Source organism: Brevibacillus laterosporus LMG 15441 (assembly GCF_000219535.2).
In the GTDB taxonomy this organism is placed as follows: Bacteria; Bacillota; Bacilli; order Brevibacillales; family Brevibacillaceae; genus Brevibacillus_B; species Brevibacillus_B halotolerans.
Window position 1 is genome coordinate 1,122,578 of record NZ_CP007806.1, and the last position, 24,323, is coordinate 1,146,900.

22 protein-coding genes, 1 riboswitch and 1 other annotated feature are annotated in these 24,323 nt (G+C 42.8%); of the genes, 16 read left to right on the forward strand and 6 right to left on the reverse strand.

Annotation, left to right across the window (positions count from 1 at the left end; translation table 11 throughout):
• Window positions 1-19: 19 nt before the first annotated feature.
• Together BRLA_RS05280 and BRLA_RS05285 are read right to left on the reverse strand one after the other, a co-directional pair.
• A complete protein-coding gene (locus tag BRLA_RS05280; RefSeq protein WP_003335048.1) occupies window positions 20-586 on the reverse strand; it encodes a Gx transporter family protein in 567 nt (188 codons plus the stop codon).
• Window positions 570-956: a NusG domain II-containing protein gene (locus tag BRLA_RS05285; protein ID WP_003335047.1), complete on the reverse strand. Its 387-nt coding sequence runs from the start codon at window positions 954-956 to the stop codon at window positions 570-572. Before BRLA_RS05285 ends, BRLA_RS05280 begins: the two co-directional genes overlap by 17 nt.
• A 254-nt stretch (window positions 957-1,210) precedes the next feature.
• Here BRLA_RS05285 and BRLA_RS05290 point away from each other — a divergent pair, with 254 nt between their 5' ends.
• The 8 genes from BRLA_RS05290 (at window position 1,211) to BRLA_RS05325 (ending at window position 9,811) form a co-directional block, all read left to right on the forward strand.
• On the forward strand, window positions 1,211-2,263 hold the full coding sequence (locus BRLA_RS05290) for an FAD:protein FMN transferase (RefSeq protein ID WP_003335046.1): 1,053 nt from the start codon (window positions 1,211-1,213) through the stop codon (window positions 2,261-2,263).
• Between the two features lie 183 nt (window positions 2,264-2,446).
• On the forward strand, window positions 2,447-3,364 hold the full coding sequence (ytxC, locus tag BRLA_RS05295) for a putative sporulation protein YtxC (protein ID WP_003335045.1): 918 nt from the start codon (window positions 2,447-2,449) through the stop codon (window positions 3,362-3,364).
• 10 nt (window positions 3,365-3,374) lie between these two features.
• Window positions 3,375-3,618 (forward strand) — a binding site (T-box leader).
• Between the two features lie 79 nt (window positions 3,619-3,697).
• On the forward strand, window positions 3,698-5,611 hold the full coding sequence (thrS, locus tag BRLA_RS05300) for a threonine--tRNA ligase (RefSeq protein ID WP_022584098.1): 1,914 nt from the start codon (window positions 3,698-3,700) through the stop codon (window positions 5,609-5,611).
• Window positions 5,612-5,956: 345 nt separating this feature from the next.
• A complete protein-coding gene (gene infC, locus BRLA_RS05305) occupies window positions 5,957-6,466 on the forward strand; it encodes a translation initiation factor IF-3 (RefSeq protein ID WP_003335043.1) in 510 nt (169 codons plus the stop codon).
• A 24-nt stretch (window positions 6,467-6,490) separates the two neighbouring features.
• Window positions 6,491-6,688, forward strand: a complete 198-nt coding sequence (gene rpmI / locus BRLA_RS05310; protein WP_003335042.1) for a 50S ribosomal protein L35 — start codon at window positions 6,491-6,493, stop codon at window positions 6,686-6,688.
• Window positions 6,689-6,789: 101 nt separating this feature from the next.
• Window positions 6,790-7,149 carry a 50S ribosomal protein L20 gene (gene rplT, locus BRLA_RS05315; protein WP_003335040.1) on the forward strand — a complete coding sequence of 120 codons (360 nt, stop codon included), beginning with the start codon at window positions 6,790-6,792 and terminating at the stop codon, window positions 7,147-7,149.
• Window positions 7,150-7,278: 129 nt separating this feature from the next.
• Window positions 7,279-7,387, forward strand: a riboswitch (SAM riboswitch).
• A gap of 97 nt (window positions 7,388-7,484) precedes the next feature.
• Window positions 7,485-8,648: a PLP-dependent transferase gene (locus tag BRLA_RS05320; RefSeq protein WP_003335039.1), complete on the forward strand. Its 1,164-nt coding sequence runs from the start codon at window positions 7,485-7,487 to the stop codon at window positions 8,646-8,648.
• Window positions 8,645-9,811 carry an aminotransferase class I/II-fold pyridoxal phosphate-dependent enzyme gene (locus BRLA_RS05325; protein WP_003335038.1) on the forward strand — a complete coding sequence of 389 codons (1,167 nt, stop codon included), beginning with the start codon at window positions 8,645-8,647 and terminating at the stop codon, window positions 9,809-9,811. The genes BRLA_RS05320 and BRLA_RS05325 overlap by 4 nt, the downstream gene beginning before the upstream one ends.
• A gap of 159 nt (window positions 9,812-9,970) precedes the next feature.
• Here the strand turns inward: BRLA_RS05325 and BRLA_RS05330 are convergent, their stop codons facing one another.
• Together BRLA_RS05330 and BRLA_RS05335 are read right to left on the reverse strand one after the other, a co-directional pair.
• A complete protein-coding gene (locus tag BRLA_RS05330) occupies window positions 9,971-10,177 on the reverse strand; it encodes a DUF3906 family protein (RefSeq protein ID WP_003335037.1) in 207 nt (68 codons plus the stop codon).
• Between the two features lie 90 nt (window positions 10,178-10,267).
• Complete coding sequence (locus tag BRLA_RS05335) at window positions 10,268-11,893, reverse strand: nitrite/sulfite reductase (RefSeq protein ID WP_003335036.1); 1,626 nt, start codon at window positions 11,891-11,893, stop codon at window positions 10,268-10,270.
• A gap of 297 nt (window positions 11,894-12,190) precedes the next feature.
• On the opposite strand from BRLA_RS05335, the gene BRLA_RS05340 reads away from it, so the two are divergent.
• From BRLA_RS05340 to leuB, 7 genes are all read left to right on the forward strand, one after another.
• A complete protein-coding gene (locus BRLA_RS05340; protein WP_003335035.1) occupies window positions 12,191-12,883 on the forward strand; it encodes a phosphoadenylyl-sulfate reductase in 693 nt (230 codons plus the stop codon).
• A gap of 42 nt (window positions 12,884-12,925) precedes the next feature.
• Entirely contained in the window at window positions 12,926-14,110 is a 1,185-nt protein-coding gene (gene sat, locus BRLA_RS05345) for a sulfate adenylyltransferase (protein WP_041751966.1), read from the forward strand.
• Between the two features lie 853 nt (window positions 14,111-14,963).
• Window positions 14,964-16,688, forward strand: a complete 1,725-nt coding sequence (ilvB, locus tag BRLA_RS05355) for a biosynthetic-type acetolactate synthase large subunit (RefSeq protein ID WP_003335033.1) — start codon at window positions 14,964-14,966, stop codon at window positions 16,686-16,688.
• A gap of 1 nt (window position 16,689) precedes the next feature.
• Window positions 16,690-17,190, forward strand: a complete 501-nt coding sequence (ilvN, locus tag BRLA_RS05360; RefSeq protein WP_003335032.1) for an acetolactate synthase small subunit — start codon at window positions 16,690-16,692, stop codon at window positions 17,188-17,190.
• Window positions 17,191-17,265: 75 nt separating this feature from the next.
• Window positions 17,266-18,288 carry a ketol-acid reductoisomerase gene (gene ilvC / locus BRLA_RS05365; protein ID WP_003335031.1) on the forward strand — a complete coding sequence of 341 codons (1,023 nt, stop codon included), beginning with the start codon at window positions 17,266-17,268 and terminating at the stop codon, window positions 18,286-18,288.
• Between the two features lie 79 nt (window positions 18,289-18,367).
• On the forward strand, window positions 18,368-19,903 hold the full coding sequence (locus BRLA_RS05370; RefSeq protein WP_003335030.1) for a 2-isopropylmalate synthase: 1,536 nt from the start codon (window positions 18,368-18,370) through the stop codon (window positions 19,901-19,903).
• 110 nt (window positions 19,904-20,013) lie between these two features.
• A complete protein-coding gene (gene leuB, locus BRLA_RS05375) occupies window positions 20,014-21,111 on the forward strand; it encodes a 3-isopropylmalate dehydrogenase (protein WP_003335029.1) in 1,098 nt (365 codons plus the stop codon).
• A 62-nt stretch (window positions 21,112-21,173) separates the two neighbouring features.
• Here leuB and BRLA_RS05380 read toward each other — a convergent pair whose 3' ends face one another.
• Both BRLA_RS05380 and BRLA_RS05385 read right to left on the reverse strand, forming a co-directional pair.
• Entirely contained in the window at window positions 21,174-22,520 is a 1,347-nt protein-coding gene (locus tag BRLA_RS05380; RefSeq protein WP_003335028.1) for a TrkH family potassium uptake protein, read from the reverse strand.
• 283 nt (window positions 22,521-22,803) lie between these two features.
• Window positions 22,804-23,175, reverse strand: a complete 372-nt coding sequence (locus BRLA_RS05385) for a hypothetical protein (RefSeq protein WP_003338947.1) — start codon at window positions 23,173-23,175, stop codon at window positions 22,804-22,806.
• A 263-nt stretch (window positions 23,176-23,438) separates the two neighbouring features.
• Here BRLA_RS05385 and BRLA_RS05390 point away from each other — a divergent pair, with 263 nt between their 5' ends.
• Window positions 23,439-24,140 (forward strand): pirin family protein, encoded by a 702-nt coding sequence (locus BRLA_RS05390; RefSeq protein WP_003335025.1) that lies wholly within the window; start codon window positions 23,439-23,441, stop codon window positions 24,138-24,140.
• Window positions 24,141-24,323 lie beyond the last annotated feature (183 nt).

The following is a 24,323-nucleotide window of genomic DNA, read 5'->3' on the forward strand; positions in this document are numbered from 1 at the left end:
CTTTCGGATGTACTGATTCTTAGTCGACTGGAACGTAAGGCTGAAATAAAGCCATCTTGGATAAAGAACGAATTAAATAACGGACAGCAATACCAATAAATACTCCGGTAAGAATTCCTGTTATGAGTAAGGCTGGCAGATAATAAAATATTTTGCTTGTCTGAAAAATAAGTACAGCCGCAGTTAACTGCCCAATATTATGTGCCACCCCACCTAGAATACTAATCCCGATCAGGCTAAAGGATTTTCCGGTTAGCTTCATTAATCCGAACATAACGATGAAGCTAAATACAGCACCAAAAAAACTAAATAAAAAACTGGAGAACGTACCTAAAATCATGGCTGTTAACAGTGTTTTTAAGATGATCAGGGTAAAGGCGTCCTTACCAGATAAAAAATACAGGCAGGCAAGTACCATAATGTTAGCTAGTCCAAGCTTGGCCCCGGGCAACTGTAAGTTAATGGGGAGGGTTGATTCGATCAATCCAAGCACCACAGATACTGCAGCGAAGATGGCGATAATCACTGCTTTTTTTAATGCCTGTGATTGGGTATTTACCTGTGAAGAATTATTTGGCAAGGCCATCTACGTCAGCTCCTTCATCTGAAACGATTTCCACCAATACGCGATGAGGCAAGCAAACGATGGTTTGACTAGGATCAGTAATAAACCCAAAGGATAGGCAAACCTTATCATCACAATCAGCATCAACCATTTCTATGCCATAATCATGTATCTTCAGGATATTTTGGCCGTGCTCGGTATCAACCTTAATGGTTTGTTCTTCTTTGGTAAGTTCAATGGTTTTGTATAATTGGTTATTTACGGTAATCTTTGCTACTTTATGAACATTGTGCATTTTTTCACTTGAATCTGTACCAAACGAACGAGGCACAAGAAAAGCCAGAGCCACGACGAGCACAATGCCAATTAAAATAAAATCCGCTCGTTTCATGTTTTTGTCTCCTGTTATCATTTTTTCTCATTTTCTAAACATGCAGTGTCAATACGTATTATACACGATCTAAAATATGGAGGTGTGATACTCTTCCTTTCCAAAATATTATCCTAGTGGTATAATGCGCCACGTTCACTTTTGTCCGAAAGTCTACGTTTACAAGAGTGATTCTTTGGATAAGAGCGGGTAAAACTCCCGTAATGACCTTACTTTTGGCTCGAAACGGGAAAAGACAGCGGAGGACTGGCAACATGAAACCCAAATTTGCGCTTCTGTTTTTTTTACTATTCAGTCTCATCGTAAATGGCTGTGTCTCTAAACCTGATGAAGAAATTGTGAAAAATGCAATCCAACCACATTCTGAAAGCTTTTTTATTTATGACACGATTGTGACTGTACGTGTATATGATGACCAAGTGACAGACAAGCATTTTAAAGATCTGGAAGCCCGTATGAAAGAAATCGAATTCCATTTAAGCCGCACCTTGCAAGGCAGTGAGGTTTATCGAATCAATGAACAAGCGGGAAAACAAGCAGTTCCTGTATCTGAGGAGACGTATGGAGTCATCAAGAAAGCCGTGAAATTTGCAGAACTATCAGAAGGAAAGTTTGATCCAGCAATCGGTCCATTAGTGAGTTTATGGAATATTGGGCAGGATAATGCTAAGGTACCTTCCGAGGAGAAGCTTAAAGAGGCGTTACAGGTGATTGATTATCATCAAATCGTCTTAGATGATGCGAAAAGAACGGTGTTTTTAAAACAGCCGGGCATGGCGATTGATCTAGGTGGAATAGGCAAAGGATATGCTGCTGACCAAATTGCTGCCTATTTAACAGAAAAAGGCTTTAACAGTGCCATTATTGATTTAGGTGGAAATATATTAGCATTGGGAAAGAAACCGGATGGAAAGGATTGGGTGATTGGGATTCAAGATCCTGATCGCAACCGTGGAAATCAATTAGGAAAATTGAAGGTTATCAATAAGACAGTGGTTACCTCAGGAATTTATGAACGTTATTTTGAAGAAAATGGTAAGCATTATCATCATATATTAAATCCAGCTACAGGATTTCCTGTGGACAATCATTTGTTTAGCGTTAGCGTTATCACGAATGAATCTGCCGATGCAGACGCATTGTCAACGACCGGTTTTGCATTAGGGCTTGAAAAAGGCATGTCATTTATGGAAAGTCTGCCCCATGTCGAGGCGATTTTTATTACAAAAGACAAAAATGTCTACATTACCAGCGGATTAAAAGGCAATTGGGAATTGACAAATGAACAGTATAAAATGGCTAATTAAATAAAGCCTGAGATTTTCATGAGTCACAAAAATAAAATATTTGCAGTTTGCTAGCACCCTTTTTACTCGATAAAACCGTCAGATGAACGTAGCGTTCGTTTGATGGTTTTTCCAATGGTTTAAAAGTATATCGCCAAGGCTTGGGCATATACTGATTGTATAAACGGGTGGGGGGTGAACCACGTGCAAACAGTATCCGTATTCCTACAAACAACAAATCAACATTACATTGAGAGGTTCTGCCATATTCTCCAAAGCATGCAGGAGAAAATAGATACATCCCCTGTTCGCATTGAATGTCGAGTAGAGGAGCATGGATGTCATACGCAGTTTCGTTTTGTGAGTTGGTCACGGGAAGAGTATACCTGTGAGACCCTGGAATATATGGCTTCCTTTGTTGCTTTACTGGTTACTGAATGGACTGTGCAGGTTATAGAAGTAGAATTGTTGCGCACCTTTTTAAAACGAAAAGCAAAAGGAGCGTTTATTCATAAGTTTGACGAAATTTATCCTTATATTCAATTTGTATTCCATGAGTTAGACGAAGTACGGGAAAATATGAACCGATCTACGCGCAAAGCGGCCATTTACGAACAGGTATTCCGCTATCTGGATGAAGAACAGTACCTATATTTGGAAGGTTTTGTGAAATTCCGCTTGAAAAATTATCGTATCCTGTTGGACAAGGCCTTTGAAATGGGATTGCAGCAATATCAGCAGGATAAGGAATATCAGGAGTTTGTCGAATTACTGCGCTTCTTTGTATCGAAACAGGAGCATCGTTATCCGCTCGTTCATGTTGTGCTACGGGAAACGCAAGAATTCATTATGTACGATCAAGACGATACTAAAATAGACCTAAGCCAAGTAGATACCATTTTAGGGTTCAGACCGGATCGACAAGAGGATCATATCATGAGTGCATTAATTGCGCTTGCACCGGAGAAGATCGTTATACACGGGGTGGAAGATAGCAACGTTTTGATGCAAACGATGCGGGCTGTATTTGGAGATCGTGTATTAGGGTGTGTGAGTTGTGCTCATTGTTTAACGACTCCTGGAAATCTTGACTTCCAATTCTCCAGTCACTATAATACATAAGTAATAAGAGTCAAATACAGTGAGAAGGACAAGAATCTTGTTTTAGCGTTATAGAGAGGAGAGCCCCGGCTGAAAGCTCACCACGCAGCGAACAATGATTTACCACCTTCGAGTAGCAACTGGGAACGGCATTTAGCCTAGTATCGGTTAGCCGGTGTAAAAGCCGTTATCGTTTACGTAGAGGGATTTATCCATACTTTAGAGGATAAATCTGAACTAGGGTGGTACCACGAGAAATAGCGCTCGTCCCTTTTGGGATTGAGCGTTTTTTTATTTTTTCAAGCCTGAGATGACTCGGGTAAAAGATACACATACGGAAGGGAAGTTATGAAAATGGCGCAAGTAAAAGTAACTCTGCCAGACGGCTCTATTCGTGAATACGAAGCGGGCGTAACAATTGAAGATATTGCAGGGTCCATTAGCACCAGCTTGAAGAAAAAAGCGATAGCAGGAAAAGTAAATGGAAAAGTTGTAGATGTAACTACACCTATTCATGAAGATACAAACGTGGAAATCGTGACGCTAGATACGAAGGATGGCCTAGAGGTATACCGCCACAGTACAGCCCATTTGCTAGCTCAGGCAGTAAAGCGTGTATTTGGAAACGATGTGAAATTGGGGATTGGTCCTGTTATTGAAGATGGTTTTTACTACGACATGGATATCCCTGTTAGCTTAGCTCCTGAGGATTTAATCAAATTGGAAGCTGAAATGAACAAGATCATCAAGGAAAACTTGAAGATCGAGCGTAAAGAAGTAAGTCGTGAAGAAGCATTACGCATCTTTGGTGAATTAAATGATCATTTGAAGCTAGAATTGATTCGTGATTTACCAGAGGGTTCCGTCATTACAATGTATCATCAGGGTGAATTTTTTGACCTATGCCGTGGACCGCATTTGCCTTCCACTGGGGTAATCAAAGCGTTCAAATTGATGAGTGTAGCAGGAGCTTACTGGCGTGGCAACTCGGATAACCAAGTATTACAACGCGTATACGGTACAGCGTTCCCGAAAAAGGCAGAACTAGATGAACACTTGCACTTCTTAGAAGAAGCGAAGAAACGTGATCATCGTAAATTGGGAAAAGAACTAAGCTTGTACATGTTCTCTGAAGAAGCACCAGGTATGCCTTTCTATCTGCCAAATGGTATGACGATCCGCAACGAGCTAGAGCAATTCTCACGTCGTTTGCAGGACCTAGCTTTATACGAGGAAGTTCGTACACCATTCATGATGAACCAACGCTTATGGGAGCAATCTGGTCACTGGGATCACTACCATGAGAATATGTATTTCTCTGAAGTAGACAATACAACGTTTGCCCTTAAACCGATGAACTGTCCAGGGCACATGCTGATTTATAAAAACGAGATGCATTCTTATCGCGATCTACCGATTCGTTATTCCGAATTTGGGCAGGTGCACCGTCATGAGTTCTCTGGGGCACTAAATGGTATGCTACGTGTTCGTACGTTCTGTCAGGATGATGCACACGTATTCGTGCGTCCTGATCAAATCGAAGCAGAAATCAAAGGCATGATCCAACTTATTGATAGAATCTACAGCGTATTTGGCTTTAAATACAGTGTAGAGCTATCTACTCGTCCAGAGGATTCCATGGGTTCTGATGAGCTATGGGAAATTGCAGAGAACTCTCTGAAAAACGTATTGGATGAGCTAGGAATGGAATACGAAATCAATGAAGGCGATGGAGCATTCTATGGTCCTAAAATTGACTTCCAAATTACAGATGCTCTGAAACGCAGTCACCAATGCGGAACAATTCAGCTAGACTTCCAATTACCTGAGAAATTTGACCTAAGCTACATTGGTCAAGATAACGAAAAGCATCGTCCAGTTGTCCTGCACCGTGCTATGTATGGTTCACTAGACCGCTTTATCGGTATTCTAGTGGAGCACTATGGCGGAGCGTTCCCTACTTGGCTTGCACCAATCCAAGCGCGTTTGATGACAATTAACGAAGTGCATGTTCCATATGCAGAGGAAGTGCGCAAGCAATTGCTCCAAGCAGGCATTCGTGTTGAACTGGATTCTCGCAATGAAAAAATTGGTTACAAAATCCGCGAAGCTCAAATGCAAAAAATCCCGTACATGCTGGTTATCGGGGAAAAAGAGATGGAAGAGGGAGCTTTATCCGTACGCAAACGTGGAGAAGGCGATCTAGGCAGCAAGCCAGTTGCTGAGGTGTTGGCTCATCTTCAAAACGAGATTTTAGAGAGAAAATAAGGTGCAAAGCTTGACAAACACCTAATTGTTATGTAAAATTACTGGGTGTGATAACTTCACATTTCGAGATTGAAGCAGAAGCGCCCAGCTTCTCACCTGAATCGACGTCTAGCTGGACAGTTGACGGGTCTAACGTATGCAAAGCCTCCGATTGATTCGTTGTTTTGCTAAAGGTGAGATTAAATGCGGGCGCTATAGCGTCCGCATTTTTATGTATGTGGCGGTTGATGATGATTGATCGCCACATGCTTATGAAAAGCTTTCAACTATGCAAGAACAGCTTTTCTATTATCCGTTTTTGCTCTCGAAAGACTATGGAGGTGGCAAATCATTAGCAAGGATCAAATGTTGGTAAATGAGGCGATTCGTGCTCGAGAAGTACGCTTAATTGGTGCTAACGGTGACCAACTAGGTGTAGTACCACTGAGAGAAGCATTACGTATTGCACAAGAATCTGATTTAGATCTTGTAAACGTAGCTCCTACAGCAAAACCTCCCGTTTGCCGTATCATGGACTTTGGTAAGTTCAAGTATGAGCAATCGAAAAAGGAGAAAGAAGCTCGCAAGAATCAAAAAATTGTTGAGCTGAAGGAAGTTCGTTTTTCCTCTAACATTGAGGAGCACGATTTCCAAACGAAACTTCGCAATGTGCTAAAGTTTCTGGGTGAAGAACACAAAGTGAAATGTACGATTCGTTTCCGCGGTCGTGAAATTACCCACTCTGAAATCGGACAACAGGTGCTGGAACGTGTAGCAGCCGCTTGTGAACAAGTAGCAACGGTTGAACGCAAACCAAAAATTGAAGGTCGTAGCATGATTATGATCTTAGCTCCAACTCCGAAATCGGAAAAATAGGATACGAGACAGGAGGATTTCCCAATGCCTAAAATGAAAACTCACAGTGGAGCAGCAAAACGCTTCAAAAAGACTGGTAGCGGTCGTTTGAAACGTGATTCTGCTTACACGAGCCATTTGTTTGCTAACAAGAGCACTAAAGCGAAGCGTCATCTTCGCAAAGGTGGAATGGTTTCTAAAGGAGACCAAAAACGCATTGAGCAAATGATCACTTACTTGTAAGATTCATTTCCGCTCATTTTCCGCAACGAAAAATTTTCTAGCATGAGCCCCATAAGCGTCTATAGAGAGACCGCCATGCTACAGATCAGGAGGAATTGATTATGCCAAGAGTAAAAGGTGGCATTGTGACACGTCGTCGTCATAAGAAAATCTTGAAATTAGCCAAAGGTTACTTTGGTTCTAAACACCGTCTGTTTAAATCCGCTAATGCACAAGTAATGAAGTCCCTGATGTACGCTTATCGTGACCGTCGTCAGAAAAAACGCGACTTCCGCAAATTGTGGATCACTCGTATCAATGCACAAGCTCGCATGAATGGTCTTTCTTACAGCCGTTTAATGCACGGTTTGAAACTAGCTGGTGTTGAAGTAAACCGCAAAATGTTGGCTGATCTAGCTGTTAACGATAAAGCAGCTTTCAACGACATTGCAGCAGTTGCTAAAAGCAAATTGAACGCGTAATACCGTTCTTTTAGAAAAAGGCTGTCGAATTTATTCGGCAGCCTTTTTTGATTGATGCGAAAGAAAACCACTTGACATCGTTTAAAGTGTCTGATAATTTTAGAATCAACACAAATTGAATAGCATGACTTCTTATCCAGAGAGGCGGAGGGACTGGCCCGTTGATGCCCGGCAACCACTTGTTTATTGCAAGATGGTGCTAATTCCTGCAGGACAATTTTGTTCTGAAAGATGAGAAGGTTTGCTTACGGATTTCTTTGCGTAGCCAAAGCCTTCTTTCATCGAAAGAGGGCTTTTTTGTTTGGAAATAAGGCGAGATAGAGGAGTGGAACAGGATGCATATTGACACACGTTTGGCACAAATCGGGGTAGGGAAAGACAAAACAACAGGATCGCTCAGCTTTCCGATCTATCATGCAACAGCTTACCGACATCCAGCATTGGGGGAAAGCACAGGTTTTGATTATACGCGGACGGCTAATCCGACGCGAGCGGTACTTGAGGAAGCAATCGCTAATCTAGAGGGAGGAGACGGTGGTTTTGCCTGCTCTTCCGGAATGGCAGCGATACAAACAATAGTAGGCTTATTCTCCTACGGCGACCATTTGGTTGTTTCGCTTGATCTATATGGCGGGACATATCGATTATTCGAGCAAATCATGAAACGATACGGTATAACCTGCACGTATGTTGATATGTGTCAGCCAGAGCTAGTGGAGGCTGCTATTACTAGCCAAACGCGCGCTTTGTTCATCGAAACCCCTACCAATCCCCTTATGCAAATTACAGATTTGAAATGCATGATTGATATTGCCAAACGCTATCAATTGCTATCCATTGTTGACAATACATTTATGACCCCCTATTATCAGCGACCGTTGGAGTTAGGAGCAGATATCGTCTTTCATAGTGCTACGAAGTATTTAGCTGGACATAATGATGTGCTATCTGGCTTGATCGTGACCAAGGGTGCTGATCTGACCGAAAAGATCGGTTTCTTGCATAATTCTATAGGAGCAGTGCTTGGTCCGCAGGATTGCTGGTTGGTGATACGTGGATTAAAAACATTGGCATTACGCATGGAGCGTCATCAATCAAATGCTTTTGCTGTGGCTGCATTTTTGCAAACTCACCCAGCGGTGGCAGAAGTCTTTTACCCCGGATTACCTACTCATCCGGGATATGATAGTCAGACGAAACAAGCAAGTGGCTACAGTGGAATGGTTTCCTTTCGCATTAAGGAACAATCGATGGTCGCTATCTTTTTAGAGCAATTACGAGTGATTTCATTTGCAGAAAGTCTAGGCGGTGTAGAATCCTTATGCACCTATCCTGCAACACAGACACATGCCGATATACCAGTAGAAGTACGGGAGCATGTAGGAGTCTGCAACCGATTGTTGCGTCTATCAGTAGGAGTTGAACATCCAAAAGATTTGATCGCTGACCTAACCTTTGCCTTGGATAAATGTTTACAAATAGAGGAGTGTATCCGATGAACTTTGCAACCAAAATCCTTCATGGTGCGTGTGGAATGGATCGTATAACGGGAGCTTCAAGCATCCCAATCTACCAAGCCTCTACTTTTCATCAACAAGATATTGATAAGCCTGGTACCTACGATTATGCAAGATCAGGGAACCCTACGCGGCAGGCGTTAGAAGAGACGATTGCCGCGTTAGAGGGAGGAGAACGGGGTTTTGCTTTTTCATCTGGAATGGCTGCCATTTCCAGCGTATTTCTTTTATTTTCAAGTGGCGATCACTTGGTAGTGGCCGAGGATGTCTATGGCGGGACGTTTCGCTTTTTAACAACCGTGCTTGAACGGATGCAAATTGAAGTGACCTTCGTGGATACAACTCAACTGTCTTTAGTGAAGGCAGCGATTCAACCAAATACGAGGGCCATATTTTTAGAAACACCCTCCAATCCGACATTAAAGGTGACTGATTTGCGTGGGGTGATTGCAATTGCTAAACGACACGGGCTTTTGACGATCGTGGACAATACTTTCTTGACTCCCTACTACCAGCGACCGCTGGAGTTAGGAGCTGATATTGTGTTGCATAGTGCGACCAAGTTTATCGGTGGTCACAGTGATGTGGTTGCAGGTCTGGCAGTGACAAAAACAAAGGAGCTAGGACAAAAATTATATGCGATTCAAAATGGATTTGGCGCCATTCTTGGCGTGCAGGATAGCTGGCTAGTGATGCGGGGCTTAAAAACCTTAAAGGCACGTTTGGATATTTCAACCCGAAATGCTGCCATTGTAGCAGACCATTTAGCAGAGCATCCTTTGGTCAAGCATGTCTATTATACGGGTTTGCCGACTCATGCTGGCCACAAAATTCAGGAGAACCAAGCAAATGGACATGGGGCTGTGCTTTCGTTTGACCTGGGAAGTCGAGCGCGGGTGAAGGCTTTATTTGAAAATGTACAATATGCTCTCGTAGGAGTTAGCCTTGGCGGGGTGGAGAGTATTTTATCCTATCCAGCGCAGATGTCACATGCGGCGATGCCGAAAGTGGAGCGAGAAAAGCGTGGCATTACAGATGGATTAGTAAGGCTATCGCTTGGTGTAGAGGATGTAACGGACGTATTGGCAGACCTAGAGCGTGGCTTGAAGGCAGGGGAGAGCATAGAGGAGCAGGTGAATGTGTAGGGATGAGTAAACGTAGTAAAAAGTTCGGATTTATCGGAGTAAATAACCATTCTGTTTACTAAAAATAGGGTAAATCATGTATGAAAAAAGCAATGAAAGCAAAAAGAAATCCAGCCTCTCTCTGACCTCCTATCAGATGTAGCTGGATTTCTTTTTGTGTTAGGAAATAGCAAACACGTATCCTTTCCCTTTTTCTATATACTTTTTTTCAAGTAAGGTACTAGTTTTGATAGTGGGAGTTGGGTGGAATTGGCGCTTGGTAAGAGCATGAGCGGTGTGAAAGGCTGCTTCCTCCGTTTCCGCAATAACGGCAGCTACTAGATTTTTTTCCTCAGTTGTTACAATCTCGACATGATATAGATACATGATATTCCCCTCTTTTCATACTTGCTGAGCTCAAATGAGGGTTCTAACAATACCCGCATTAGATGACTCTAGCTAATCAACCAGTATTCTCTACACATTCACACTAGCAATAATTTGTGTAAAATGCTCCTGAATGTTAGCGACTCCGAACCTACGAGCGAACTGGTGAAACTTTTCTCCCGATTCACGGTTGGTTTTAAACAATTCCACTAGCTGAGCGATAACAGGAGCTACTCGATCAGCGACAACGCGTCCTTTTAAACGGCTGTTAAATTGGGCATCTGGACCAAGACTGCCTCCGACGAAAAAATCATAGGCGTCCACTGTGCCTTCTGCCGTTTTAACCAAAGAGCCCTGTAGTCCAATATCGGCTATCTGTTGCTGACCACACGAATTGGGGCATCCGATCATGTGAATTCTTATGGGGGTATCGATTTCCACATGTTCATCTAGCCAGTGAGCGATAGAAGCCATTCGCGCTTTTGTCTCAACGATTGCCAGATTGCAAAATTCATTGCCCGTACAGGAAACAGCGTGCCCAATAAATGTTCGTGGCGTCGGGGAATAACGAGTGAGTAAGGCTTCTGCAAGCAAGGAATCCAGATGTTCATCGGGAATGTTTGACAGGATGATATTTTGGGAATTGGTAGTCCGTATCGAGCCGTTTCCATAACGATCGGCTAAATCGGCCAGCTCAGCTAAATCCTCAGCAGTGAGTCGTCCTACAGGCAATAATAGTCCCACATAATGTAAACCGGGCTGTTTTTGTTTATGGACACCAGTAAAGTAGCCTGCATTCCAGCCAACTGTCCGATCGTCTCCACGCTCTTCTAATGGCCCAGTCAATTCGAGTAATTTCTCAGTAAATTTTTCAGGACCCCAATCTGCCATTAAAAATTTAAGACGAGCCTGATGTCTCTTTTCGCGATAACCATAATCTCGAAAAATACGGGTCACAGCATCTGCCACCTTTACAACCTCTGTGGGCAAAACAAAGATAGGGAGCTGCTTTGCTAGATAAGGCTTAGCTGACAAACCGCCGCCTACCCAGACATGAAAGCCAATCTGTTCCTGACCCTGTATGATTTTAGAGGCTGGCGTAAAGGCGAGATCATTTATCTCTGCATGGCCGGTATTATAGATATTTGCTGAAATGGATAATTTATATTTGCGTGGGAGGTTTGAGAATTCAGGATTTAATAAAAAATGCTCTTCCAGTTGTTGTACTAGGGGTTCGGTATCCATGAGTTCGTGAGGGTCAATACCTGAGAGTGGATTTCCGACAATTGTACGCGGAACATCTCCACAAGCCTCATAAGAGAATAATCCTACATGCTCTAGGCGATCAAATATATCAGGGAGATCAGGTGTTGTCAGCCAATGAAACTGCACCGCCTGTCGGGTTGTGATATCTACTAGATTTCGCCCGTATTCCCGACTGATATCTGCGAGGGCTCTTGCTTGATCTGCTCGTAAAATCCCTCCTGGAATTCGGACTCTCATCATAAAAAAACCATTGCCTTTAGGTTTTTGCTCATAGATTCCTGCCCATTTAAAAAAGGCGAGATCGTCAGCGGAGAACGCATGGTAGCCCTTTGAACCTAGTTGTCGAATCTTCTCGATAATATCCAAGCCGTCTCGTTCTAATTTGGTTAGTTCAAACGCATTTAATTTGCTCTTATCTGCTTCCCAAGGGCGAGATTGTTGATTGCTCATTTTCAATGATCCTCCCTTAATTCATATTGATTTTGTCGGAATACTTTGAACTGAGTATAACCGCTGGAAACAACGAGGTCAACGATAAAAAACGAAATAGTTTGAATTGACACAACAAAAATAAATGACTATCATGTAGGGCAAAAGCTTCTAAATCCTACTTTTCAACTTGGTTTTAAGACTCAGGAGCTTATCGATTCTCTGGTAAGTGTCTGAGCAATCTGAGTAGGCAAGCATCCCCAGGGGAACGTGCTACATAAGATGAGTAGGTGATAGCTGAGGAGGAGAGATAGAGCAATGAACAAATTGACCTTACCCGAGATTGGATCGTTGGCCAATCGGTTCGAGGATGCAAAAGCAGAGGAATTATTGACTTGGGCAACGCAAAACTATGGTGCTGGCATTGTACTTGCATCTAGCTTCGGGGCCGAGGATGTGGTGCTAATTGATATGCTGCAAAAAATTGCGCCAAAAACGCCTGTGTTTTATCTGGATACAAATAAACATTTTAGAGAGACATATGAAACGCGTGATCGACTTGAGAAGCATTATGCCACCTCTTTTATTAGGGTGTCACCGTTACTGACCCTAGAAGAACAGCGTATCCAGTATGGAGATGAGCTGTGGAAAAGCAATCCTACAGCCTGTTGTAACATTCGCAAGGTAGAGCCGCTAACACGTATTTTGAGCAACTATGAGGCTTGGATTACAGGGATTCGCCGCGATCAGGCTCCAACGCGTGCCAACAGCAAAAAGATAGAGTGGGACGAAAAATTTGGTCTGCTAAAATGCAATCCGCTAGCAGCATGGACGAGTGAGGATGTATGGACGTATATCCGCAAGTATGATGTTATTTACAATCCGCTACACGATCAAAATTATCCGAGCATCGGTTGTTCAGTCTGTACCCGCGTGGTGCTCCCCGGGGAAGATCCCCGTGCCGGACGTTGGTCAGGTTTTGAAAAAACAGAGTGTGGTTTACACAAATAAATTCCCTGCATAAAGACGACAGTGAGGAATGTTTAGAAAGGAATGAGAATAATCGTGGCAGAACACTATCTAGCTCATGGTGGGACTCTGGTAAATCGTTTGTTATCTCCTATATTCGTAGAAGAGAATAACCAACGCTTACTTCCCTATCGTTTCGTTACTGTGGATGAATGGACTTTGTCTGATATTGATTGTATAGGGATTGGGGCCTTTTCTCCGCTAAAGGGTTTTCTAACAGAAGAAGAGTATGATTCAGTGGTAGAGCACATGCGCTTACCTGATGGAACGGTTTGGTCGGTACCGATCACATTGGCAGTACCTGAAGAGTTTAGCGATTTAGCTGTTGGTGAGAAGCTGGTGTTACGCGGACAGGATGGTAAGAATTATGCTGTCCTGACGGTTCGGGATGTCTACCTGCCGGACAAAAAGAGAGAAGCTCTTCAAGTATATAAAACGACTGATCTAGCTCACCCTGGAGTAGCTAAGCTATATCAACGCCCTGCTTTTTACGTAGGTGGGAGTATACAGGTAATTCAACGTCCACAACCAGAGCTGTTTGCCAATTATTATTATACCCCAAGTGAAACGAGAGATTTTTTTAGAAGGCTTGGTTGGAAAAGTATCGTAGGCTTTCAAACAAGAAATCCAGTACATCGTGCACATGAATATATTCAGAAGGCGGCTTTAGAAATTGTGGATGGGTTATTTTTAAATCCGCTGGTAGGTCAAACAAAATCGGATGATATACCTGCCTCTGTAAGAATGAAGAGCTATTTTGTTTTACTCGAAACCTACTATCCGAAAAATCGTGTTTTTTTGGGAGCCTTTCCAGCGGCAATGCGTTATGCCGGGCCAAGGGAAGCTGTCTTTCATGCCCTAGTTAGAAAGAATTATGGATGCACGCATTTTATCGTGGGACGAGATCATGCAGGTGTTGGCGACTATTATGGCACATATGATGCACAACATATTTTTTCAGAATTTACCCCAGAGGAGCTGGGAATAACGCTCTTGTTTTTTGAGCATAGCTTTTTCTGCCAAGCATGCCAAGGAATGGCTACGACGAAAACATGCCCGCATGACAAAGCCCATCACGTTGCATTATCAGGGACTAAAGTACGGGAATTACTCCGAAATGGCATTACTCCTCCACCAGAATTTTCACGTCCAGAAGTAGCGCAGGTGTTAATACAAGGTCTTCGCAAACGAGAAAAAATGCAAGGATAAACTGTGAACACACAGAAGTAGAGGAATACGAATTGAGAGGGAAAAGTGGATAAATACAGTGAAAAATAGACATACGCAGAGAAATGATAGCTTCTCTGCGTTTTTTTTATGCATTTGGATACATAGGGCGTATGGGGAATAAAACAGCAGATAACTAGGTCGACTATGAATGAGTAGGTATTGAGAAAATAACGAACGTTATGTATTTGTATCGTTTTGAATGTTAGTGATTTGTTTAGTTCTGCTTTTAAGGAATATTCGTGTGGGACAAATGCTCCAAAGAAAATTCTTTAAAAAAAAACAGGTATGTAAACAAAAAATCTTGTATGCGCTTTCAGTTATGATCCATAAGAGCCTGACCAATTCTAGTGAGCAATCGTTCGGGAAAAAGTTTAATAAAAAGAATTTGATTTCATTGACACATATTTTGGGGCTGGCTATAATCAGTCATAACAATTATTTTCAGACAATTCACATGACACTTTAAACTGAATTATTTCGATTTGAGAGAATATTTCGATGGCTTTGATGAGGACATGATTGGTTACTCATTCTTTCACAGAGAGTCCGGGATGCTGAGAACCGGATAGGAACGTAATGAATTGCTCGCCTCTGAGCTGTTAGCTGAACGATTTAGGTCTAGTAGGTGTAACCGCTTAGCGCCCGTTATCGCGCTGACAGTCAGAGTTATCACTGACCTGTCCAAGGCTGATCTTCCGCGAGGAATCAGCAAATTTGGGTGGTACCGCGAATCCCTTCGCCCCAATCAGACATCTTTCGTATGTCGGGGTGATGGGATTTTTTTATGCAAAAAAAGACTTTTACTTGCTAAAAGGGATAGGGAGGAGAGAAGATGATCGAGACCGCAGAACAGACGCGGATGTTACCTGAAATGAGATTTGGAGAAGAACTGACAGGGGCAGAAACCCTGTTGCGTTGCCTATTGCTAGAAGGTGTTGAGCATATTTTTGGTTATCCTGGAGGAGCCGTTCTGCCAATTTACGACTCACTCTATGGCAGCCGTTTAAAGCATATTTTGGCAAGGCACGAGCAAGGGGCTATTCACGCAGCCGATGGATACGCAAGAGCAAGTGGAAAAGCGGGGGTAGTAATGGCTACATCAGGGCCAGGGGCTACCAATTTAGTCACAGGCATTGCCACAGCACAAATGGACTCCGTACCGCTCGTCTGCATTACCGGAAACGTTGCCCAAAACATGATTGGAACAGACGCTTTTCAGGAAGCAAACATTACAGGGATTACCATGCCGATTACCAAGCATAACTATTTTATTCGTGATATCCGCGATATTCCACGCATCATAAAAGAGGCTTTTTATATCGCAACGACAGGTCGTCCAGGTCCGGTGCTGATTGATATTCCCAAGGATGTTTGCAATAGCGTAGCACCGTTTCACCCGCTTGAAAGTGTTAGCGTTCGCGGCTATTCACCTACTTTGATACCCTCAGACGATGAAATGGAGCAATTTAATACAGCGATCAATAAGTCTACACGCCCAGTCATTTTAGCTGGAGGGGGTATTTTAGCTGCTAATGCTCATCAGGAATTACTAGCTTTTGCAGAACTGACCCGCATCCCTGTTATCAGTACATTTATGGGACTAGGAAATTTTCCTGGAACACATGAATTATCACTTGGTATGCCGGGCATGCACGGGAATTATACGGCTAATCAAGCTTTAATTAATGCAGACTGTGTGATTGGTTTAGGAGCACGTTTTGATGATCGCATTACGATGGGGCGCACGAAGGAATTCGCACCAAACGCCACAATTGTCCATGTGGATATCGATCCGGCAGAATTAGGCAAAAATGTTAAAACAGCAGTCTGTGTAGCAGGAGACATCAAAAGTACGTTAGAAAAAGCATTATTACTAGCTAAACCGCTCCAAACCAGTGCATGGCTGAAACAATTGCATGGATGGCAGAAGGCGCACCCGTACAGCTATAAAAAAGATGGTCAGCTTAAACCGCAGGAAGTAATCGAAATGCTTTATGAAACAACAAACGGTGAAGCTATTGTGACAACGGATGTTGGGCAGCATCAGATGTGGAGTGCCCAATATTACAAGGTCAAAAATCCGCGCTCATTTATTTCATCTGGTGGTCTTGGCACGATGGGCTTTGGTTTTCCAGCAGCGATTGGAGCGCAGATTGCTTATCCTGGTCGTACTGTAATCAGCATCGTAGGAGATGGGGGATTCCAGATGACCAATCAGGAGCTAGCGATTTTAGCCCAACACAAGCTTCCTGTCAAAGTGGTTATCATAAATAATCAATGTCTAGGCATGGTTCGGCAATGGCAAGAGATATTCTACGATCAGCGCTATAGTTCGATTGATTTAACATGTAGCCCTGATTTTGTGAAATTAGCAGAAGCCTATGGTATCAGAGGAATGCGAGCTACTACCTCAGCAGAAGCTCGGTCTGTCTGGAAGGAAGCATTGGAATTCAATGGGCCTGTGGTAATTGATTTTAGAGTAGCAGCTGGAGAAAACGTGTACCCAATGGTGGCAGCGGGATGCACGCTAGATCAAATGATGCTGGGGGATGAGTAACATGCAGCGACATACATTAGCTCTTTTGGTAAACGACCATCCCGGTGTTCTGACTCGAGTAGCCATACTGTTTGGCCAACGCAATTTTAATATCGACAGTATTACTGTAGGCTCAACAGAAGAAGCAGGTTTGTCCCGAATGATTATTACAACAAACGGAGATGAGCACCAGCTTGATCAATTGATGAAACAATTGTGTAAGCTTATTGATGTTATCTCGGTAACCCATCTGAGTAAGGACCCGATGGTAGCAAGAGAAATTGCGTTAATTCGAGTTCATGCCGAAGCTGGTCAGCGGACGGAGCTCACTGGGATTGTAGAACCGTTTCGAGCCTCCATTGTCGATATCGGACCTACATCCATTATTATTCAGGCAACTGGTGATAGTGAGAAAATCGATGCTCTGCTAGCTTTGCTATCTCCTTATGGAATCGAAGAATTAACACGCACAGGAAGCGTAGCAATGGCTCGCGGTCTAAGTCTGGAATTAATGCAAGTTTAATCAGTTAATTTAATAGAAATTGAATTTTTAAAATTTACAAATAAAAACAACCCAAAAACTAGGAGGAATTTACTTATGATGAAAATCTATTATGAACAAGATGCTAATCAAGCTGCTCTATACGGAAAAACTATCGCGATCGTTGGGTACGGTAGTCAGGGTCATGCACAAGCCCAAAACCTACGTGATAGCGGATATCGAGTAATCATTGGTCTACGCCCGGGGAAATCCTGGAAACAGGCTGAAAACGATGGTTTTGAAGTGTACACAGTAGCAGAGGCTACCAGTCAGGCAGATGTTATTCAAATTCTGCTTCCGGATGAGCATCAGGGCCGTGTCTACAAAGAAGAGATTCAACCGAATTTAAAAGCAGGAGCGACCCTTTCTTTCTCACACGGATTCAATATTCATTTCGGTCAAATTGTAGCGCCTGACAATGTAGATGTCATTATGGTCGCACCTAAGAGTCCTGGTCACTTGGTTCGCCGTGTATATGTAGAAGGCTTTGGTGTACCTAGCTTGGTAGCTATTCATCAGGATCATAGCGGAAAAGCATTAGAAACAGCTCTTGCTTATGCAAGCGGAATTGGCAGCACCAAGGCAGGGGTTATTGAAACCACGTTCCGTGAAGAGACAGAAACAGATCTGTTTGGTGAGCAGGCTGTATTGTGCGGTGGCGTATCTGAGCTAGTAAAAGCAGGATTTGATACGCTAGTAGATGCAGGCTATCAGCCGGAAATCGCCTACTTCGAGTGTTTGCATGAGTTGAAGCTGATCGTTGATTTGATGTATGAAGGTGGCTTAGCTCGTATGCGCTACTCCATCAGTGATACAGCAGAGTATGGTGACTATAGCACAGGGCGTCGCATTGTAACAGATGAAACACGTCAAGAGATGAAAAAAGTTCTTGCAGAAATCCAAGATGGAACATTCGCGCGTAATTGGATTCTCGAAAATCAAGCGAACCGCCCAGGCTTCAATGCTCGTCGCCGCCTAGAAAGTGAGCATGGCATTGAGCAAGTGGGTGAAAAATTACGCAATATGATGGCTTGGATTCAAAAAGAAAAGAAAGAGGAGCAAGCTCCAGTAAAAGCCTAAGATATCTGATTACGTCAAAAAGCACTCAATATATTTATTGAGTTATAAACAAAATGGAGAGCTGGGAGGAGGAAGTGTAATGCGTACTATCGAGATTTTTGATACCACATTGCGTGATGGAGAACAATCTCCAGGAGTGAATTTGAGCATGAATGAAAAGGTGGAGATTGCTCTCCAACTCGAACGTTTGGGTGTTTCTCGAATGGAGGCTGGCTTTGCCGCTGCCTCCCCCGGTGATCTTCGGTCGGTTGCTGAAGTCGCTAAACGAGTAAAAAATGCAACAGTTGTCAGCCTAGCCAGATCTGTATCAGGTGATATTGATAAGGCCTACGAGGCGCTACGTGATGCTCAAAATCCGTGCATTCATGTTTTTCTGGCTACGTCTCCAATTCATCGTGAGCATAAATTAAACATGTCAAAGGAACAAGTGATTGAACGAGCGGTAGCAGCGATCAAGCATGCGAAAAAGTACGTATCTAACGTACAGTTTTCCGCTGAAGATGCTGGTCGTACGGAGCTTCCTTATTTGGCAGAGGTAGTGAGGGCTGCTATTGCGGCTGGAGCCAATGTTATTAATCTGCCTGACACAGTGGGCTATTTAACACCGCAGGAATACGGAAACATTTTTCGCGAAATGATTATTCGTGTCCCTGAAACGGCGAGTATTAAGCTAAGCTGTCATTGTCATGATGATTTAGGAATGGCTGTTGCGAATAGCTTGGCCGCGATTGAAGCAGGAGTAACGCAAGTGGAAGGTACAATCAATGGAATCGGTGAGCGAGCAGGTAATACGTCGCTAGAAGAAGTTGTGATGGCCCTGGAAACAAGAAAGAGCTTCTATCAGGTAGAAACAAAATGGCAGTTGAAAGAAATTGCCCGTACCAGCCAATTGGTCAGCCGTCTAACGGGGATGATTGTGCCTGGTAACAAGGCCATTGTAGGTGCAAACGCGTACGCACACGAATCGGGTATCCATCAAGATGGCGTATTAAAAAATTCGGAAACCTACGAGATTATCCGTCCAGAAACAGTAGGGTACAAGTCTAATCTATTGGTATTAGGCAAGCATTCAGGGCGACATGCCTTTAAGGATAAGCTTGCAGAGCTTGGCTATCATTTGGAGACGGAGCAGATTGATACGGCTTTCCAGGCATTTAAAGTGCTATGTGATAAAAAGAAAGAAGTTAGTGACGACGATATTTTGGCATTAATTGATGCGAAAATGGCTGATAGTGAAGAAATGTATCAGCTTGATTCCATTCAGCTTTCCTATGGCAATCAAAGCACCCCCACAGCCAGCGTACGCATCATTCGCGCAGATGGTGAGACTTATGAAGAAGCTGCTTGTGGCAATGGTTCGGTCGATTCCATTTACAAAGCTATCGATAGAGCGATCGGTGAAGATGTCACATTAATTGATTATAAGATTATCTCGGTTACACACGGGAAAGATGCTCTAGGAGAAGTGTATGTTCGTCTGCAGCAAGGAGATGAAATTTCTCAAGGAAGAGGGCTAAGTACCGATGTTATGGAAGCGAGTGCGATTGCCTATGTGCGAGCAATTAACAAGCTGATTCGGGCACGCGGAGAGGTCCTTGACGCACAACCAGTCTAATGACCAGTTTACAGCCAAAAGTCCAATGATTCGGATTGAGGAAATAGAGAGAGAATTGCGAATGACCGGGAGTACCAGTTAGTTAAGAAGCGAAAGAGAGAGATCGAGATATGACAAAAACCTTTAATGTGGCCGTTCTTCCAGGGGATGGAATTGGGGCTGAAATTGTTGCCGAAGCGGTTAAAGTATTAGAAGTAGTTGCTGAGCAAACAGGTCACTGCTTTCAGTTTACTTATGGAAAAATCGGCGGTTGTGCGATTGATGAAGAAGGAACACCGTTGCCTGAGGAGACAATCCGCATATGTAAAGAGGCGGATGCTGTATTGCTTGGTGCAGTTGGTGGCCCAAAATGGGACCAGAATCCGGGCCACTTACGCCCGGAAACAGGTCTTCTGGGGATTCGCAAAGCATTAGGTCTGTTTGCTAATTTGCGGCCTGCAACCATGCATGAAAGTCTCCTAGAAGCATCCTCTTTAAAACCAGAAGTAGTGGCAGGCGTTGATTTAATCGTTGTACGTGAATTAACAGGTGGCATCTACTTTGGTGACAAGAAGCGCTATATCGGAGAGGATGGACAGGATACAGCAGAGGACTTGTTACTATACCGTGAGGAAGAAGTGGAGCGCATCATACGAACCGCTTTTGACATCGCTCGAAAACGGCAAAAGAAGCTTGTCTCCGTGGATAAAGCAAATGTATTGGAAAGCTCACGTCTATGGCGAAAGGTGGCTGATCAGGTTGCTACCGATTACCCTGATGTAGAACTTTCACATATGCTGGTTGACTCTTGCGCCATGCAGCTAGTGCGTGCACCAAAGCAATTTGATGTGATTGTAACGGAGAATATGTTTGGGGATATTTTAAGTGATGAGGCTGCCATGCTGACTGGCTCTATCGGCATGCTGGCTTCTGCGAGCCTTGCTTCAGGCAGCTTTGGCTTGTATGAGCCAGTACATGGGTCAGCACCCGATATAGCCGGGAAGGGCATTGCTAATCCGCTAGCTACGATCTTGTCTGTAGCGATGCTACTGCGTTACTCATTGCATTTAGATGAAGCCGCAGACCGAGTCGAGCAAGCGGTATGGTCTGTATTGGAAGCAGGTCATCGTACAGGTGATCTGGCAGCCAATAAAGCAGAAGCGCTTAGTACGATAGAAATGGGGCAGTTGGTTGTTGCTGAACTAAGGAAGGCAGTCATTGCTAAATAAAATGGAAAAAAGACCACTACAGAAAACAAGTTTTTCTGAGTGGTCTTTTTGTGTTTTTCGCATTACCCGATCATAATTTTTCCTTTTGGATAGCGGAAGTATTCCTTTCGATTTCGCTGAGCTAATGCAAAGGCGATAGTTAACGGTCCTACACGTCCAGCAAACATGGTCAAGGAGATGACAATTTTTCCGATATCAGATAAATCAGGGGTAAGTCCCATTGATAAACCAACCGTTGCAAAGGCAGAGACACTCTCAAAGAGAATCATTAAAAAATCCTTGCCTGGCTCAGTAATCGTCAAAATCATACTTACTATAATTACGATAAATAAGGCCGTCATCGTTACGGTTAGGGATTTATAAATCATATGCGGCAGAATACGTTGACGGTAGAAAATAACATCTTCTCTCCCTTTTATTTGCGCCCATACTGCTCCTAATAGGGTGGCAAAGGTGGTAGTTTTAATACCGCCACCTGTAGATCCAGGTGAAGCCCCGATAAACATTAACACAATCATAAAGAACAAACTCGACTGATGCATATCGCCAATGCTTATCGTATTAGAGCCAGCCGTTCTAGCCGTAACAGATTGATAGAGCGCTCCAAAAAACTTACCAACAGGAGACAATGGCTGTAGCGTTTTGGAATTAGTAAACTCTAGGATAAAAATGGCTAGCGTACCTAGAACAATCAAAATGGCTGTGGTAGTTAGAACAACCTTTGTATGTAATGATAATCGTTTCGTATCTCGATACCCATATACTTCTGCCATCACAATAAATCCAATCCCGCCTAAAATAATCAGCAAACAAACTGTTATATTAACGATGGGATCACTCACATACTTGGTTAAGCTACTGAATTCGCCCATGAGATCGAATCCGGCATTGTTAAAGTTAGATATGGAATGAAACATACCGTAATACAAAGCTTTCGCAAACGGCATATCAAAGGCAAAGCGTAGTGTAAGCAAAATTCCCCCTGTCAATTCGATCAAGCCTGTAAAGATCAGAAGCATCTTGGCAAGCCTGACTACCCCCTCGATAGAAATCTGGTTAAGAGACTCCTGCAACAAGAGACGCTGTTGTAAGGATATTTTTTTCCCCATAAGAAGAGCAAAAAAAGTAGCAAGAGTCATGAATCCTAAACCGCCTACTTGAATGAGTGCTAAAATCACTAGTTGCCCAAACAGTGTAAAAGTTGTTCCAGTATCTGTTACTACTAGTCCTGTTACGCAGGTAGCAGACGTAGAGGTAAACACGGCGTTGATTAAAGAAAGCCCCTGGCCGTCGTTCGTTGCAATAGGAAGAGTTAATAAGATGGCACCAATTGCAATGATAAGCGCAAAGCCTAAGACGAGCACCTTGGGTGGGCTTAAATGGAATTTTTTAATTAATTTTACTAACATCGCAACCTCTTCCTTTGCCTGACATTACCTTTTAAGGAAATACGTCGTTATTGATAGTATAACCATTAAAAGTAAGGTCTTACTTTGTTTTGTAGTGGAAACTGCTCACAAGCGTAGCAGAAAATCAATTGTTCATCAATAAGAAAAAGTACCGAAATTCCAATAAATGTAACGTTAAAAAAAGAGTCCGGCATAAGTAGTAAAAGATCAATAAACATGAAGAAGGAGAGCGGTAATTGTGCTCTACAAACAGCTCAAAATAAAAAAAGGCCCCAATCAAGGCCTAAAGAGAGTTCCTTTTCGTACAAGGTGGCCATTGTATTTGGGCTTGAGGATAATGCTCATGTAAACGGCTTTCCATTAGCTCATAGTCTAAAGACAATAGTTCTTCCGTAGTAGGCTTGGTTAAGGTTAACACGATCCAGTTTACATGGGAGGGTTTACCTGGTTCTGAGTATTTTTCCCCTTCATATACCGCCTTTTTATACGTTAAAAGCAGATTTTGTCTGATATTACTTGGCGTATCTAATAAATGAAACGTACCTTTTCGTCTAGCTTGCCTAAATGCACGTAAGGGATGAAATAAACGACTCATAAAATACCAACAAAGAAAGAAGCAACCAATAGGTAAAAGTATTTTTAGTAATAAAGCCATAAGGATGGGATGCCTCCTTTTCTCGATATTTTCCTTGATCTATATGAATAGGAAGTAGTGTTTTTGCATGAAAAAATAATCGACATAAAACTTCGATTTATTCTGTATACGGAGGTAGAAGATATAAGTTTCAAAAAAGGACTCGATTCATTTTGTTTTCAATAAATAATTAGTTACTTTACAAAAGTTAGTTACTTTGATACGATGGAAACAAGAATATATCGTTACAATACCCACAAACTAAAGCTATGAGGTGAGCTACTATGATAAAAATTTTTCCATCAGATTCTCGTTTCCAAGCGAATCATGGCTGGTTGAAAACACAATTTAGTTTTTCCTTTGCAGAATATTATGATCCAGACAATATGAACTTTGGTCCCATGAGAGTGCTAAATGACGATACCATCCAAGCTGGATATGGTTTTGGAACACATCCGCACAAGGAGATGGAGATTGTTACGATCATGCTAGAAGGTGTTCTGCGCCATAAAGACAATACAGGAAATGAAGAGGAGCTTAAGCCGGGCGAAATTCAACGTATGTCTGCTGGTACAGGTATTTTGCACTCTGAGTATAATGGCTCCACTACGGAGGAAGCGAAGCTGCTTCAATTATGGTTTGAACCGAAGGAGTATGGCTTAACGCCGTCATACGAACAGTTTGCTTATGATCAAAAGGCGATGCTAAATGCCTTATTGCCTGTTGTATCGGCTAATCAACAAGAGCATCGTGTTGCACATATCCATCAAGATATGACTATTTATTTGTCTCGTTTAGAAGCAGGTAAGAACATCTTGTTCCCACAGCAGACGAATAGACGAACGTTCCTATTTATCATGGAGGGACAAGTAGAGGTCAACGGACAAGTATTAGAACGACGTGATTCAGCGCGAATTACCGATTTGGATAAGCTGGAGCTAGTAGCAGGACAAGACTCCTATTTTATGCTGATTGATTTGCCATAAGTGCTTTTCATTTATGTATGAATACAAAGCAAGAGATATGTAAGTAAGTTATCATCCATTAGCCCGAACTTTGTGGTCTAGAGTGCCACAGAAGTGTCGGGCTTTTGCGCTTGGAAAAAGAAGGGTATGATAGGAATTACAATCTAGTTTTTTCGTTGCTTGTCTCTATAATCTGGCTTATGA